This window comes from Phocaeicola sp. ICN-14070 (assembly GCF_037892625.1).
Classification (GTDB): domain Bacteria; phylum Bacteroidota; class Bacteroidia; order Bacteroidales; family Bacteroidaceae; genus Phocaeicola; species Phocaeicola plebeius.
Genome location: NZ_JBBKBF010000047.1, coordinates 1 through 16,071 on the forward strand (window position 1 = coordinate 1; position 16,071 = coordinate 16,071).

At 43.2% G+C, this 16,071-nt stretch carries 10 protein-coding genes; 6 read left to right on the forward strand and 4 right to left on the reverse strand.

Translation table 11 applies throughout. The features are described 5' to 3' along the window. The 5 genes from WKT20_RS12420 to WKT20_RS12440 all read left to right on the forward strand — a co-directional run. Nucleotides 1-1,229: hypothetical protein (locus WKT20_RS12420; RefSeq protein ID WP_340417451.1), on the forward strand; the 1,229-nt coding region annotated here is incomplete at its 5' end. Between the two features lie 20 nt (nucleotides 1,230-1,249). Next, nucleotides 1,250-4,291, forward strand: a complete 3,042-nt coding sequence (locus WKT20_RS12425; RefSeq protein ID WP_317345016.1) for a SusC/RagA family TonB-linked outer membrane protein — start codon at nucleotides 1,250-1,252, stop codon at nucleotides 4,289-4,291. A 13-nt stretch (nucleotides 4,292-4,304) separates the two neighbouring features. Next, a complete protein-coding gene (locus WKT20_RS12430) occupies nucleotides 4,305-6,002 on the forward strand; it encodes a RagB/SusD family nutrient uptake outer membrane protein (protein WP_340417452.1) in 1,698 nt (565 codons plus the stop codon). An 83-nt stretch (nucleotides 6,003-6,085) separates the two neighbouring features. Continuing rightward, nucleotides 6,086-7,696 (forward strand): glycoside hydrolase, encoded by a 1,611-nt coding sequence (locus tag WKT20_RS12435; protein ID WP_340417458.1) that lies wholly within the window; start codon nucleotides 6,086-6,088, stop codon nucleotides 7,694-7,696. Nucleotides 7,697-7,705: 9 nt separating this feature from the next. Continuing rightward, nucleotides 7,706-10,111: a sugar-binding domain-containing protein gene (locus WKT20_RS12440; RefSeq protein ID WP_340417453.1), complete on the forward strand. Its 2,406-nt coding sequence runs from the start codon at nucleotides 7,706-7,708 to the stop codon at nucleotides 10,109-10,111. A gap of 66 nt (nucleotides 10,112-10,177) precedes the next feature. Here the strand turns inward: WKT20_RS12440 and WKT20_RS12445 are convergent, their stop codons facing one another. Together WKT20_RS12445 and WKT20_RS12450 are read right to left on the reverse strand one after the other, a co-directional pair. Then, nucleotides 10,178-10,657: an S-ribosylhomocysteine lyase gene (locus tag WKT20_RS12445; RefSeq protein WP_340417454.1), complete on the reverse strand. Its 480-nt coding sequence runs from the start codon at nucleotides 10,655-10,657 to the stop codon at nucleotides 10,178-10,180. 7 nt (nucleotides 10,658-10,664) lie between these two features. Continuing rightward, complete coding sequence (locus WKT20_RS12450) at nucleotides 10,665-11,360, reverse strand: 5'-methylthioadenosine/adenosylhomocysteine nucleosidase (RefSeq protein ID WP_022054305.1); 696 nt, start codon at nucleotides 11,358-11,360, stop codon at nucleotides 10,665-10,667. A gap of 90 nt (nucleotides 11,361-11,450) precedes the next feature. On the opposite strand from WKT20_RS12450, the gene WKT20_RS12455 reads away from it, so the two are divergent. Further along, nucleotides 11,451-13,940, forward strand: coding sequence for a hypothetical protein (locus WKT20_RS12455; protein ID WP_340417459.1), 2,490 nt, complete (start codon nucleotides 11,451-11,453; stop codon nucleotides 13,938-13,940). 59 nt (nucleotides 13,941-13,999) lie between these two features. On the opposite strand, the gene WKT20_RS12460 is transcribed toward WKT20_RS12455, so the two are convergent. Next, complete coding sequence (locus WKT20_RS12460) at nucleotides 14,000-14,764, reverse strand: glycosyltransferase family 2 protein (RefSeq protein ID WP_117670039.1); 765 nt, start codon at nucleotides 14,762-14,764, stop codon at nucleotides 14,000-14,002. Further along, nucleotides 14,757-16,019, reverse strand: a complete 1,263-nt coding sequence (locus tag WKT20_RS12465) for a glycosyltransferase family 4 protein (RefSeq protein ID WP_304310655.1) — start codon at nucleotides 16,017-16,019, stop codon at nucleotides 14,757-14,759. Before WKT20_RS12465 ends, WKT20_RS12460 begins: the two co-directional genes overlap by 8 nt. Nucleotides 16,020-16,071 lie beyond the last annotated feature (52 nt).

Genomic DNA, 16,071 nt, shown 5'->3' on the forward strand with positions numbered 1-16,071 from the left:
TTAGCATTTCAAGAGATGAGGTTGGAGAACAGTTTACGGTAAAAGTAACAGTTGTGGATGTGGGTGGAAGAGAGACATCCCAGGATGTGCTTATTACGATGGATGGAGACTTTGAAAATCCAGTATTCTCTTTAGCTCCAGATAAGGCTATTACGGTTTTGATGAAAGCAGATCGAAATCCCCAATATACATTGAATTTCACTGTAACCGATGATAGAAAATTGGATTATGCGACGATTGAGATTCCAGAACTGACAGGATTTGAAACCCGTACGGTGAGCGCAGAGGGACAATCTTCTTTAACTTTTAAAGAAGTTATTGTTTTTCCTAATGTGAGCCAGGTTTATACTATTAATTTGGCTGCTTATGATGCAGTAGGGAATAGTGTTACTACCACATGTAGTTTGACTGTTTCGGAAATGCCTGATTTTGAGAAAATGTATTTGGCTGATGTTGCTACTGATGAAGAGTTGAACAGCGATGTCTTTGGTGTGCCAATGGTTATCAATCATACCGGAGAATATCAATATAAGGCTCGTTATTATAATAAAGCTGCAGGTACAGAAATTTTCTTCCTTCCTCAGAAAACTAGCTTTACTCCGATTTGTTTTGGATTGGATCCTGAAGATTCCAATAAATTGACAGATGATCCAGAATTAGCCAAGCCAATAGTTCTAGATACACCTAATGTATATTATGAAATTGATATAAATGTAAAGCAATCTACTTATAGCATAAAGACGTATTCTGTAACTGAGGCTACTGATCCTATTAATTATGAATATGGGCAATTGTGTGACATGCCGAGAAATGAAGGAGAACCTCAATTTAACTTCTATATTGGCTGGGGTGATTCTCCGCAGAATGCGGGAGAGCATCTTTTTGTGCAAGACGCAAATAATCCGCATTTGTTTTATTATCCGGCTACAGGATCAACTTGGTCTTTACAGTCAGGTGAAGAAATGAACTTTATTATATCTAATTATCATCCAAATGGTTACTGGGATCAGGTAGAATGGAGATGTGATAATTCTACAGATATAGAGAAGTTTGGTTACTTTAGTAAAGCAAATAATGTAAATCCCAACTGGGAAGGTACGAATCGTCAGTGGTGGGATGGTTCTTCCGTACAAGATAACTGGATGAAACCTGTTGTTACAAATGGAGGAAACTATCGATTTGAATTTGATGCTCATTTAGGTAGAGGTAAAATTGTCCCTGCAAATTAATTAACCAATAATCATAGAACATGAAAAAACAATTTTTAATTGTGTGTTTATTGCTACTTTCATTATGTAGCTATGCACAGACCCTTACCGTAAAAGGAACGGTAACTTCAGCGTCTGATAAGGAGCCTATGATCGGCGCTACAGTGCAGATCAAAGGTACAGGAAACGGTTCTATTACCGGACTGGATGGTGACTATATATTGACAAACGTTTCTTCAAACGCCGTACTTGTCTTTTCTTCTATCGGATTTGACACACAGGAAATTCCTGTAAATGGAAAAACTGTTATTAATGTAGAGTTAAAAGAGTCTACAGAATTACTGGAAGAGGTGGTTGTTATCGGTTATGGTACGGTGAAAAAGAGTGATTTGACAAGCTCCATTTCTACAGTGAAGGGGGAAGAGATTACACAGACTGTGACGGGTAATGCCATGGATGCTTTGCAAGGTAAGGTAAATGGTGTGCAAGTAGCAAGTGGTGGTGGTCCGGGTACTACTCCTAAAGTATTGATTCGTGGTGTTACTACTGTAAATGGTAGTAATCCGCTCTATGTAGTGGATGGTATGCCAGTAGGTGATAATATCAACTTCTTGAATAGTAATGATATTGAATCAATGGAAGTATTGAAGGATGCTTCTGCGGCAGCTATTTATGGTACTCGTGCTTCTAATGGTGTAATCTTGATTACAACGAAAAAAGGTAAGTCGGGAAAGGCTAACATTAACTTCACTACTTCTGTGGGTTTCCAGACTATCGCGAAACCTAATATGGCAAATGCCAGTGAATATAAAGAGGTGTACAACAAGCGTTATACAAATGATGGTTCTACTTCTAACTGGAATGACGCTGGAGCTACTACGAATCCGGGTGGAACTGATTGGTGGGATACTGTAGTGAACAAGACTGCCCTGGTTCAGAACTATGCGCTCAGTGTAGCAGGCGGAACAGACAAATTAGTATATAACTTTAGTTTAGGTTACTATCGTAACAATTCTCAGTTTGATGTAGGTTATTGGGACAAGATAAATATTCGTTTGAACACAGAATATACTTTTAATAAATACGTAAAGATGGGCGTGGACATAGCTCCTCGTATGGAGTCTTGGGAAGATACTCCCGACCAGTTCTCTTCAGCTATGGGTATGGACCCGACTACTCCGGTGTTCAAGCCTGAATCAGAATGGGTAGATAATGAGTATAATAATTATCAACGCTCTTATAACAACCAGGTTTGGAACCCGGCAGCTTCAATCGCCCGTTCAAACAGTAACTCACGCGAAATGGGGGCAATCTTGAATGCTTATTTGCAGGTAAATCCGATTCAGAAGTTGACTTTACGTACGCAGTTCGGAACAAATGCACATTTCCGTCGTTCAGACAGCTTTACTCCAGAGTTTAGTCTGGATCCATTGGAAAAGACAGACTTGAATGAAATTTCTCGTCAGTCACAGGAATGGTTAGACTGGAACTGGACCAATACAATTACCTATGCAGATACTTTTGCAGAGAAGCATAACTTGAATGTGATGGCAGGTTTTACTGCAGAACGTTATGCATGGTATAATACGAAAGCACTGCGTCGTGACTTGCCAAGCAATATGGATCAGATGCAGGAAGTAAATGCCGGTAATGCAGACAATGCAGAGGCTTATGGTGAAACTACATTTAACTCAATGGTTTCTTTCTTGGGACGTGTAATGTACAATTATGCTAACAAATATTACATTTCAGCTTCATTACGTGCCGATGGTTCATCTCGTTTCCCAACAGGAAATAAATATGCATTGTTCCCGTCAGTTTCTGCTTCTTGGCGTGTTATTAGTGAAGAGTTTATGCAAGACCAGTCTCTTTTTAGCGACTTGAAAGTTCGTGGAGGTTGGGGTCGCGTAGGTAACCAGAATATTGACAATAACGCTACTTTGACTTTGTTGGATCAGACTCAGTATTATTTTGGAACTTCTCCTACATTAGCGAACGGTTACTTTATTTCTACAGTAGGTAATAGTCTGTTGAAATGGGAAACTGTAGAAGACTGGAACGTAGGATTGGATATGTCATTCCTTGACTCTCGTTTAGGTGTCACTTTTGAATATTTCCAGAAGAAGTCAAAAGATATGCTTTATGAAAAGCAGAATATTTTTGCCATTGGTTATCCGAACTGGAATAGTACAGTATGGATGAATGTAGGTAGCATGAAGGCGTATGGATGGGAACTTGGACTCGATTGGCGTGATCAGAAAGGTGATTTCTCTTACAATATCGGTTTGAACTTGTCTTCTGTACGTAATAAGGCCATTAAATTCTCTGGTGATGGACCGATTTATACAGGTGGATTTAACAGTGATCAGATTATTTGTAACGAAGATGGAGGTTTGATTTCTCGTTTCTATGGATATGTGGCAGATGGTTTGTTCCAGAATTGGGAAGAAGTGTATGCACATACTGACGAACATGGAAATCTGATTCAGCCTAATGCTCAGCCTGGAGATATTCGCTTTAAAGATTTGAACCATGATGGTAATCTGGATGCAAATGATAAGACTTATATTGGTAATCCTTATCCTGATTTGATGGTGGGTTTGAACTTAGGATTCGCGTATAAGAACATTGATTTTGCAGCTAATTTCTATGGTACAATTGGCAATGATATATTTAATACAACAAAAGGATATTATTCTGGTGCCAATGGACAGAATGTATGGGCTGGTACGTTAAATAAAGCTTGGGATGGAGAAGGTACAAGCTATGATATTCCGCGTTTGTCATACAATGATTTAAACCTGAACTATCAGCGTGTGTCTAGCTTCTATGTAGAAGACGGTTCTTATCTGCGTTGTAAATTGCTTCAGATTGGATATACCTTGCCTAAGCAATGGGTAGGAGGTGCTAACTTGCGTATTTCATTCTCTGCACAGAATCCGTTTACCATTACCGGTTATTCTGGTATGGATCCGGAGCGTCCTATGTTAAATGCAGATGGCAGTGTAATTGAAACTGGTATCGATAACGTTGCTTATCCGAATCCACGTACATTCTTGTTTGGTATAGACTTTAAATTTTAATTCTTGAATAACTATGAAACAGCTATTAGCAATATTGACATTGTTTGGCTCTCTGACTTTTACTTCTTGTGAAGATTTCTTGACAGAAGAAGTACGTGGCCAGCAAAACCTTGATACTTATTTTACTACGGCTGATGAGTGCGAGGCTTATATAACAGGCTGCTATCAGGATATTACCTGTGGCGGATGGTGGAACATTAATACCGTTTGGCTTTTGTCAGAAATGTGTAGTGATGACGCTTGGATGGGAAATACTACACAGGGTCAGAGTGATTATATTTCATTGGCACATTACCAAGGTAATGGCGCAAGTAATGGTCCTATTTCCAATTTCTGGCAATATCGTTATAAAGGTATTCTGCGCTGCAATGTCGCTATTGACCGTATCAGCAATGCCGGACTGGAGGACACGGAACTTCAGGCGCGTCTGGTAGCAGAAGCCCGCTTTTTGCGTGGATATTTCTATTTTGAACTGGCTAGAAACTTTGGAGGTGTACCTTTGATTACAGAGTTCAAGATGCCGGAAGAAATTGAAGGTATAACTCGTGCGTCATTGGAAGATACTTATAAATTTATTGAGGAGGATTTGATTGCTGCTGCTGAGGTATTGCCGAAGCGTAGTGAATATGCGGATGCTGATATGGGACGAGCTACTAGTGGAGCTGCTCTTGGTTTGCTGGGTAAGGTTTATCTGTATCAGGAAAAATGGTCAGAAGCTCGCGATGTATTACAGAAGTTGATTCCGGAATCTGGCTATACTGGTGAAGATGCACAGACTACAGAGTATGATTTGCTTCCTAACTTTGGTGATGTATGGGATAAAGATTTCGGCAACAGTGTGGAAAGTCTTTTTGAGGTACAATATGAATATCATGCTACATTGGCTGTAGGTGGATCACTTTCTACTGTAACAGGTGCACGTAGCTGTGGTGCTGCTTTGGGTGATGGATGGGCATGGTGTCAGCCTACTGCCAATTTGGAAGCGGCCTATGGTGAGGATGATGAGCGTCGTGAATGGACTATCATTAAGACTGGCTGTACAGAAATTAAAGGTGAAACTGAAGAAAATTTCACTAAAATCCTGAATGATAATAAGGAAATATCTGTGTATGATGACTGTGTAGAGAAATATAATCTGCCTGAAAACAGCTTGGTGATTGATCCGTCAGGTCATAAGTCTGGTCGTATTATTCGTAAATATTACCTTCCTTTAAATGACCGTCCTGAGGTTTATAATACAGATAAGAGTCCGCTTAATCATCGTATTTTGCGTTATGCTGATGTTTTGTTGATGTATGCAGAAGCTTGTAATGAATTGAATGATGATACTCATGCACAGATTGCATTGAACAGAGTTCGTAATCGTGCCGGACTGGCATCTGTAACCGTAACTGGAAATGAACTTCGTCATGCAATTCGTAACGAACGTCGCTTGGAATTGGCTTTCGAACAGAATCGTCTGTACGATATCCGTCGTTGGAAAGATGATAATGGTAAACCGGTGATTGCAAATCTGATGGGTGAAAACGGTTCATTTGTAAAATGGAATACAGATCCTGCTACTCGCGATGCAATGGAGTGGGATAACCAAGGTGAAGCAAGTGATAAGGGTAAGTCATTCCGTGAAGATCGTGATCTTCTTTTCCCAATTCCTTTGTATGAGGTAACTATGTCTAACGGTTCTATCGAGCAGAACCCTAACTGGAATTAAAAGATAAGGTAATTAGGTTATATGCCATTCAGAGGAATGTGTATGTTCTTCTGAATGGCATTTTTATTTGAAGAATCAAAATGATGAAAGGATATTCAATAATATTAGGTTTATTAGCTTTGGCTGCATGTAGTGACAATACTCCAGAAAATCCTGAGGAAGGGGGAGATTCAGGTGAGATTGTCAGTGTAGAGAAAAGTGTGACAGTTGATGCTGGACAGACGTTTCAGAAAATGGTGGGATTTGGTGCATCTGACTGCTGGACACCTGCTTATATCGGAAAGTATTGGACCAGTGGCCGTGACCGTATTTCCGAACTTTTGTTTTCTTCGGAGATTGTAGATGGACAGCCTAAGGGAATCGGAATTTCTATGTGGCGTGTGAATTTGGGAGGAGGAAGTACGGAACAAGGTGACGAAAGTGGAATTGTGGACAAATCTCGACGTGCAGAGTCTTATTTGACAGATAATCTGTCACTAGACTGGACACACTGTGAAGGACAGCGTTATTTCATGAGTCGTGCAAAAGAGTTTGGCGTCAATAATTATGTGCTTTTTAGTAATACTCCTCCAGTACAGTACACTTTGAATGGCAAAGGATTTTCTCAGAATGGAGGCAGTGCAAACCTGAAAGCAGACTGTTATGATGATTTTGCTGCTTATATGGCAGAGGTCGCAAAACATTATGTAGATGAAGGGTTCTCTGTCAGCCATATTTCTCCAGTTAATGAACCTCAATATAATTGGGATGGAAATGGTCAGGAAGGTAGTGGATGGAAAAATGATGAAATAGCGAAGCTTGCAAGAGAACTTGATTCGCAACTGACCCAAAAAGGACTTTCTACTAATATTTTATTAGGAGAATCTGGAGATTGGGAGTATCTTTACAAGGTGAAAGACGATGCAAACCGTAGTAATGTGCTTTCTGCATTCTTTTCTACTTCATCATCTGCTTATGTGGGCGATTTATCACATGTGAAGAATTTAATTTGCGGACATAGCTACTGGACAGATGGAACATGGGATGGAATGCGTGAGGTACGTAAGAAAGTGGCAGAAACTGCTACACAGTATGGCGTGGAAGTTTGGCAAAGTGAGTGGAGCATGCTGGGAGATAATTATAGTTCGTCTGAATTTGTAGGGTATGAAGCAGCTTCGGAAATGGATATTGCTTTGTATATGTCTAAGGTGATTCATAATGACCTGACAGTTGCTAATGTAACGTCGTGGAATTATTGGGTAGCTATGGATGTTTCAAGATGGGGACAGAAAAACCGTTTCCTGTTGATTTCACTGACACCGAAGGGATGGGCTGGAGATAAAGAAAGTGTGGATAACCTGGAAGAAGAAGGAAGTTTTAATGCAACTGCTACTTTGTGGGTATTAGGAAACTATAGCCGCTTCATTCGTCCTGATTATCAACGAATTTCTGTTACTTTAAATGAGTCTATGAGTTTCTTTGGTTCTGCTTGGATTTCACCGCAGCAGGATTGTATCGTAGCGGTGTATACAAACTTATCAAGCAAGGGAGTACGCTTAAATGAGACACGTCAAAATTGGCCTGGGGAACTTAAGTCTATAAAAACTTATACAACCTCTGCAAATAAACAATTGGTTGAGAAGGTTTTAGAAACTGAAGACTCTGTTGTGTTAGATGCAGAAAGTGTGACAACTGTAGTCTATGAACTAAAATAAAAAAGTTATATGAAGAACAAGGCATTTTTAACTATTCTTTTAGGGTTGTTGGTGTGTACTATCGTACAGGCCCAAGTTTCTTTTGGCGAAGCCAAAAAATTTAATGAGAATTGGCTGTTTAGTTTATCGGACGATAGTCTGGGTGCTTCTGTATCATATAACGACAGTAAGTGGAGAAAGCTGGATTTACCGCACGACTGGTCGGTAGAAGGACAGCTTTCTCCTTCACTGGCAAGCTGTACCGGTTATTTACCGGGGGGGATGGGCTGGTATCGGAAACATTTTCAAGTTACCGATAAGGCTGCACGCCATTACATCTATTTTGAGGGAGCATATAACCGCAGCGAGGTTTATCTGAACGGACACTTGCTCGGTAAACGTCCGAATGGATACATCTCTTTTATGTATGATATGACTCCTTACCTGAAGGAAGGAGATAACGTGTTGGCAGTCCGTATTGACCATAGCCGTTATGCCGATTCACGTTGGTATACCGGTTCCGGAATCTATCGGGATGTATGGATGATTTCTGCTCCTGACATTCATTTTGCGCAATGGGGAATAGGTTGGCATGCTACTTCACTGACTGATAAGCAGGCGGTAGTGGCAGTCGATATGGAAGTAGAGAAACATGTGAAGGCTACTGGTACATTGGAGGTTTCTGCAGCACTTTATGATGCAGAAGGTACACTGGTAGCGCAGGGCCGTAAGAAAGTGGCAGATAAAGCTGAGGGTATTGCAAAAGAAACAGTATCATTGAAAGTAAAGAAGCCTCGTCGCTGGAATCTGGATTCACCTTATCTGTATACGTTGAAGACTGAGTTGTTTTGTGACGGTAAACGGATAGATGGCAGTTCGACGAATGTAGGTCTCCGTACGTTGAAGTTCGATGCCAACAAGGGATTTGCCCTGAACGGAAACTGGATGAAGGTAAAAGGAGTATGTCTGCATCACGATGCAGGTGTACTGGGTGCGGTAGTTCCTCCTGAAGTATGGGAGCGTCGTCTGAGAAACCTGAAAGAGATTGGCGTGAATGCCATCCGTATGAGCCATAATCCGCAGGCACCGGTATTGTATGATTTATGTGACCGAATGGGCTTCCTGGTGATGGATGAGGCTTCGGATGAATGGGAATTCCCGAAACGGAAATGGATAAAGGGATGGAATGTCGGTGAACCAAGCTATGACGGAACATTTGATTTCTTTGAGGAATGGATTGAACGGGATGTGACGGATATGGTGCGTCGTGACCGGAATCACCCTTGTATATTCTTGTGGAGTATCGGTAATGAGGTAGACTATCCGAATGACCCTTATTCTCACCCGGTGCTGGATGGTACAACCATTAACCAGCCTATGTTCGGAGGATACAAGCCTGATGCACCGGATGCCATGCGTATCGGTAAGATTGCGAAGCGTCTGGCGGCTTGTGTACGTGCGGTGGACACTTCACGTCCTGTTACCGGTGCATTGGCCGGAGTGGTGATGTCGAATCAAACAGAGTATCCTGAAGCAGTAGATGTAGTAGGATATAATTATACGGAGAACCGTTATGACGAAGATCATGCCACTTATCCTGACCGTGTGATCTACGGTAGTGAAACGGGTGTGGGAATTGAAGCCTGGCATGCGGTACGCGACAAGGAGTTTATTTTCGGACAGTTCCTCTGGACGGGTACGGACTATTTAGGTGAATCTGGCAGATGGCCTTCCAGAGGTTTGTATACCGGTCTGCTGGACTTTGGCAGTTTCCCCAAGCCACGTGGATACTTCCGTGCTTCGCTTTGGAGTGAAAAACCTGTGACTTACATCGGTACATATCCCAAGCACGACTGGGTATCAATGGATGCATGGGATTTATGGAACTACGAACCGGGCCAGTTGATTCGGGTGGTTTGTTATACCAATGCACCGCAGGCTCGTTTGTTGCTGAACGGAAAAGAAGTAGGTCAGATGAAGCCTTACGACGATAAGAGCGGTATCATTTATTGGGATATTCCTTATCAGGATGGTGAACTGCGTGCAGAAGGTTGTGATGCAACAGGAAAAGTGCTTTCATCTTATGTAATCAAGACTTCAGGACGTCCATACGCCTTGCGGGCTACAGTGGATAAGGAAGTCTTGTCACCGGATAAAGCTACCGCACATGTAACGATCGAAGTGGTGGACGAACAAGGTACTATCGTAAAATTAGGCGATAACGACGTAACTTGTCAGATTGAAGGTCCGGCACGTTTGTTGGGACTGGAAGGCTCAAATAACAGCGATATGAGTGATTATACGGATAATCATCACCGTGCATTCCACGGGCGTTTGCTGGCCTATATCCAGACTACAGGTGAGAAAGGTGAGATTCGTGTGAAACTGACGTCTCCTCTTTTGAAAGGAACGGAAGTGGTATTAAAAGCTGAATGATAATGCGAGAATAAAAAACGGGAGCTTCCTCCACTCATCTGGAAAGAAGCTCCCGCTTTTTTATAGTTATTTCGGATATTCTAAGTTGGCTTCTGTCAGTTGTTCCAACACCTCATGCAGGAACTTGGCTGCTTCCCATTTGGCCATGGGAAGGTTCATCATCAGGTAGTTTCCGCAGTCTTTTGCACTGGCTCCCGGCACTTCACCTTCATAATCGGCGATGAAGCGGAAGGTTTCTGTCATCAGCGGAGCAATGTCTTTGGATTGTAAATCGCCTTTTACTATCAGGTAGTTTCCGGTCAGACAGCCCATTGGTCCCCAATAGATAATCTTGTCGGCCCATACCGGATGATTGCGCAGGAAAGTAGCTGCCAGGTGTTCAATGGTGTGGATAGCGGCAGGACCTAAGACTGGTTCACGGTTAGGCTCTTTCATACGAATATCGAAGGTAGTAACGATTTCACCTCCAACTTCATCTTTGCGTGACACGAAAATACCGCGTTGCAAACGAATATGGTCTACTGTAAAGCTTGGTATCTTTTTCATAAAGTGATTATAGTTTGTTGGGTAATGCTTTCAGGAAAGTTTCAGTAACGTGGAAAGAACGGTCGGCCATTTCCCCCCAGAAATTCTGGTATTGTTCAAAGTGCTTGTCAGCTCCCGGAGTGTCACTGATGATGCGGAAACTGATGAAAGGGATCTGATAGAGGTAGCATACCTGGGCAATGGAAGCCGATTCCATATCTACAGCCAGTCCTTCCGGGAAGTTATGCTTGATTTCGTCCAGTTCGCTGCGGTCGGTAATAAACTTGTCGCCTGTACAAATCAGTCCTCCGTGGATAGCCGTTTCTGTATCGAGTGAAAGGGCACACTGGAAGAGGGTTTCATTTCCCTGAAAGAAAGTAGGGAGACCCTGAATCTGTCCGTAGGCATTGCCTTCGCCGCACCATACGTCATGGTATACAATCTGCTGGCTGACTACTACGTCCATCACTTTCAGACAAGTGTCGATTCCGCCGGCTACCCCGGTACTGATGATGCAGTCGGGCTGGAAGTTGCGGATAAGTTCGACCGTTCCGGCAGCGGCATTCACTTTGCCGATGCCACATTGCATCAGGATGATGGTATTTTGCTTGATGTTTCCTTCAATATAGGTGAAGGGACCTTCTTTACGTTCAGTCTTGTTCTCGAGTTGATTAGCCAGTTGCTTCTGTTCGGAAGACATGGCCGTAATGATTCCTATTTTCATGCGTTAAAAAAGATTTTCAGCGGCAAATTTACGACTTTTCAGGCAGTATTGTGTTATCTTTGCCTGCCGAAAACATTAATTATGAATAATATGAACTTGTTCAAGAAACTATTACCCGATGTAGTGGTAATCGTGCTTTTTGCCCTTATTTCGTTTGCGTATTTCTATCCTGCGGTAAATGAAGGACGAATTCTGGCTCAGCACGATGCGGTAGCCGGCATTGGTTCTGGACGTGAAATGAGTGAATACCTGGAGAAGACTGGTGAGCGTACGCGCTGGACAAATTCCATTTTTGGAGGAATGCCTACCTACCAGATGTCTCCGAGCTATGATTCTACCGATACGTTGGGCTGGATTCAGCAGGTATATCATCTGTTCCTGCCTACTTACGTGTGGTATGTGTTTGTCATGCTGCTGGGTTTTTACATTCTTTTGCGTGCATTTGATTTTAAAGTGTGGATGTCAACCCTGGGTGCCATTATCTGGGCATTCTCGTCTTATTTCTTCATCATCATTGCGGCCGGTCATATCTGGAAGTTTGTAGCATTGGCCTATATTCCTCCTACAATTGCCGGTATGGTGCTGGCTTATCGTGGTAAGCTGTTGGCTGGAGGGATTGTAACGACCTTGTTTGTAGCCTTGCAGATTGTGGCCAACCATCCACAGATGAGTTACTATTTCTTGTTTGTCATGCTGTTCATGGCCATTGCGTATGGAGTGATGGCATGGCGGGAGAGGAAGATGCCTCAATTTATCAAAGCCAGTGTGGTACTGGTAATCGCGGGCCTGTTGGGCGTGTGTGTGAACTTGTCAAACTTGTATCATACGTATGAGTACAGCAAGGAGACCATGCGCGGCAAAAGTGAGCTGGTAAAGGAGAACAGTGCAAACCAGTCCAATAGCGGATTGGAACGAAGCTACATCACACAGTGGAGCTATGGCATCGGAGAAACTTTCTCGCTGCTGGTTCCGAATGTGAAAGGAGGTGCTTCTGTTCCTTTGGCTCAAAATGAGAAAGCCATGGAAAAGGCCGACCCTAACTATATGGGATTGTATAGTCAGCTGGGACAGTATTGGGGTGAACAGCCGGGTACTTCCGGTCCGGTATATGTAGGTGCCTTTGTCATGTTCCTCTTCATTTTGGGATTGTTTATCGTAAAAGGACCGATGAAGTGGGCACTGGTGGGTGGAACCGTATTCTCCATATTACTTTCCTGGGGACATAACTTTATGGGCCTGACAGATTTCTTTATTGACTATGTGCCCATGTACAGCAAGTTCCGTGCGGTATCTTCTATTCTGGTTATTGCAGAGTTTACCATACCGTTGCTGGCCATTATGGCGTTAAAAGAAGTGGTAGAACGTCCGCAGTTGTGGAATGAATCACGTAAGTCTTTCTATATTACTTTTGCTTTGACGGGAGGTCTTTCTTTGCTGTTTGCATTGGCGCCAGGCTTCTTCTTCCCTTCGTATGTGTCTTCTGCCGAAATGAACGCATTGCAGAATGCGATTCCGGCCGATCAGCTGGCTCCGATTTTAATTAACTTGGAAGAGATACGTAAGTCCATCTTTACTTCGGATGCCTGGAGGAGCTTCTTTGTCGTATTGATAGGAGCTGTGTTGTTATGGGGATACTGTGCCGGAAAACTGAAAGCACAGCTGCTGGTTGGTTTGCTGGCTTTGCTTTGTCTGGTAGATATGTGGAGTGTAAACAAGCGCTATCTGTATGACGAGCAGTTTGTGGCAAAGGGCACAGAAATGCAGCCTTTCCTGGAACCTTCGGAGACAGACAAGCAGATACTTCAGGACAAGTCTCTGGATTATCGTGTATTGAATCTGTCGGTCAATACCTTTAATGAGAATAATACAGCCTACTGGCACAAAAGTATTGGAGGGTATCATGCAGCGAAGCTTCGCCGTTATCAGGAAATGATTGATGAGCACATTCAGGGTGAAATTACGGCTCTGTATAAGACTTTACCCTCGGTAGGAGCTGATTTAAGTCAGGTAGGTGATACGTTGACTCCGGTGCTGAATATGCTGAATACACGTTATTTCATCATTCCGTTGCAGCAGGGCAAGACTATTCCGATGTTTAATCCTCATGCATTAGGCAATGCCTGGTTTGTTAACGAGGTGCAGTATGTGAACAATGCCAATGAAGAAATAGAAGCGTTGCATCAGGTAAATCCGGCCCACGTAGCAGTGGTAGATAAAAAGTTCCAGAACGAAGTGAAAGCTTCTGTAGGTGCCGACAGCCTGAGTACGATTGTATTGACCAGCTATGAACCTAATGCGTTGAAGTATGAGGTAAACTCTCCGAAGGGCGGTACGGTAGTCTTTGCTGAGATTTACTATCCGGGATGGCGTTCGTTCATTGATGGAGAAGAGGTATTGCATGGCCGTGCAGATTATATCTTGCGTGCGATGAATGTACCAGCTGGAAAGCATGTGGTAGAATTTACCTTTGACCCGCAATCACTCCATGTGACGGAAACTATTGCTTTCATTGCATTGGGCATATTGGGCTTGGCAATATTGGTCGCCATTGTGCTGGCTCTAAAGAAAAATAAGAAGTAAACAGGCCGGGAAGTTTGTTTGAAGAAATAAAAGCGTTCCAGTGAAGAGGCTCAGGCCACTTAACTGGGACGTTTTTTAGTTTTCAGGGCCCGGATGACAAACCAGGCATGACGCAGTACGGTAGATACTACACCGTAATGCTTGCACATGATGCGGAAACGTTCTTTTAGGGAAGCTTTGTGGTTGCGTGTAGTCATTCCTTCATTCAGGTAGTCGATAAGCACCAGATGAGTGTGGTGGAGTACCTGGCTTTTCTTCATGATGCGGATGCACCAGTCAAAGTCTGCTGAAAAACGATAATGAAGGTTGTAGGGCTCTACAAGGTCACGTCGTGCGAAGAAAGCCTGGTGACATACGAGCATGCCTTCCTTGAAACTTTTCCAGTTCAGGTTTTCTGGAGGAGCCAAGCGGCGCATGTGCAGGAAGTGTCCTTCTTCGTCCACAATGGCTGTGTCACCATATAGCACATCCGGAAGTGTGGACTCTGTAATGGAGTGTACCATCAGCTGGAGAGTATCATCCTCATGCAGTTCGTCGCCTGCATTCAGGAAGCAAAGGTAATCACCGGTGGCCAGCTTGATTCCCTTGTTCATGGCATCATACAGTCCTTTATCCGGCTCACTGATTACGGTATGTATATGTTCCTTGTATTGTTCAATGATTTGTAAAGTTCTGTCCTTGGAACCTCCGTCCACGATGATGTATTCCACATTCTTGTAGGTCTGGGTGATGACACTCTGAATAGTGTCCTCCAGTACGGCTCCGGCATTATAAGTAACCGTGATGATGGAAAACTTCGGATGTAAATGATGAATGTTATGCATTTTTTCCGGTGATGTGGTTGTATATTTGAATGTATTGGCTGGCTACAGTTGCTTCAGAGTAGGTTGTCACAGCCTTGCGATAGGCTTCGGAGCTTAATGTTTCGTAGTCTCCCTCTGTCAGCGTCCAGCAAATGCCGTTGGCCAGGTCGTCAGCCGATTTATATTGGGCCACGTAGCCATTGTGTAAATGGTCAATCATTTGCGGAATACCTCCTACATTAAATCCTACACAAGGAATGCCACAGGCCATTGCCTCGACAATGGTATTTGGTAGGTTATCCTGCAAGGAAGGAGTGACGTAGAGGTCGACGGCATTGTATATATCTACCAGCTCTTTTTCATTGCTCACGTAATTCATGGGATAGATAGGGAAGGGGAAAAGTGATTTGCACTGTTCGGCCTGACTTCCTAATACCACTACTCCTAATTGCTGACTCAATTCCGGTTCCTGTTGAGCCAGCAGTTTGCATGCTTCAATCAGGTAGTCTATTCCTTTACGCTTATCCGTAATTTTCATGGAACCGAACAAAAGAAGCTTCTTGTCGGTGGGCAGGTGCAGCTTTTCGCGTGCGAATTTCTTGGCACGCGGCTTGAATAGATTGGTATTAATCGCATTGGGAATGTTTGTAATGGTGTGTTCTTGCAGCAGGCTGCTTTTGCGTGCCATGGCTTCCAGCCATTGGCTGCAGGCGATAAACGTGATGGGAGCCGTAGTGTAGAGCTTTTGCTTTTTATGGAATGTCTTTTCCGACAAGTCATGATGATGAGGCTTCAGTAGAAGCGGACAGTCATGACATTGTGCGGTATATTTCTCGCATTCCCCGGAATAATGGCAGATGCCGGTGAAAGGCCACATGTCGTGCATAGTCCATACCACAGGCTTTCCGGAAGCAAGAATGCGCTGGATATCTTTCAAGGAAAGCATGCCTTGGTTAATCCAATGCAGGTGAATCACATCTGCCTGACGGAATTCTGGTAAGGAGGTAATATCTGTACCCGTGTTGGCAATATCCACCGCAAAAAGGTTATGCCGTTTGAATCCGTTGGCTGCCCAGATGACAATTCGTTCCCAGGTGAACTGCCAGATTCTGCGCCATGATTTCTTGAGGGCAACCACCGTCACCTGATCGGTTTGCTTGTTACGGACCAGCATCTTGGCTTTTATTCCGTTGTTCTTTAAAGCTTCCATCAGTCGGTTGGCTGCGATGGCAGCTCCTCCGATGCGTTCTGCGGTATTGATGATCAGTACTCTCATTAGTCTGTCGGCTTAATTTTATTGCAAAGGTACATTATTCTTTTTTGAAAGC

Bases quoted from the DNA above. Each gene is read 5' to 3' on its own strand.
- WKT20_RS12425 (WP_317345016.1), top strand. From the start codon at position 1,250: ATGAAAAAACAATTTTTAATTGTGTGTTTATTGCTACTTTCATTATGT.
- WKT20_RS12430 (WP_340417452.1), top strand. From the start codon at position 4,305: ATGAAACAGCTATTAGCAATATTGACATTGTTTGGCTCTCTGACTTTT.
- WKT20_RS12435 (WP_340417458.1), top strand. From the start codon at position 6,086: ATGAAAGGATATTCAATAATATTAGGTTTATTAGCTTTGGCTGCATGT.
- WKT20_RS12440 (WP_340417453.1), top strand. From the start codon at position 7,706: ATGAAGAACAAGGCATTTTTAACTATTCTTTTAGGGTTGTTGGTGTGT.
- WKT20_RS12445 (WP_340417454.1), bottom strand. From the start codon at position 10,657: ATGAAAAAGATACCAAGCTTTACAGTAGACCATATTCGTTTGCAACGC.
- WKT20_RS12450 (WP_022054305.1), bottom strand. From the start codon at position 11,360: ATGAAAATAGGAATCATTACGGCCATGTCTTCCGAACAGAAGCAACTG.
- WKT20_RS12455 (WP_340417459.1), top strand. From the start codon at position 11,451: ATGAACTTGTTCAAGAAACTATTACCCGATGTAGTGGTAATCGTGCTT.
- WKT20_RS12460 (WP_117670039.1), bottom strand. From the start codon at position 14,764: ATGCATAACATTCATCATTTACATCCGAAGTTTTCCATCATCACGGTT.
- WKT20_RS12465 (WP_304310655.1), bottom strand. From the start codon at position 16,019: ATGAGAGTACTGATCATCAATACCGCAGAACGCATCGGAGGAGCTGCC.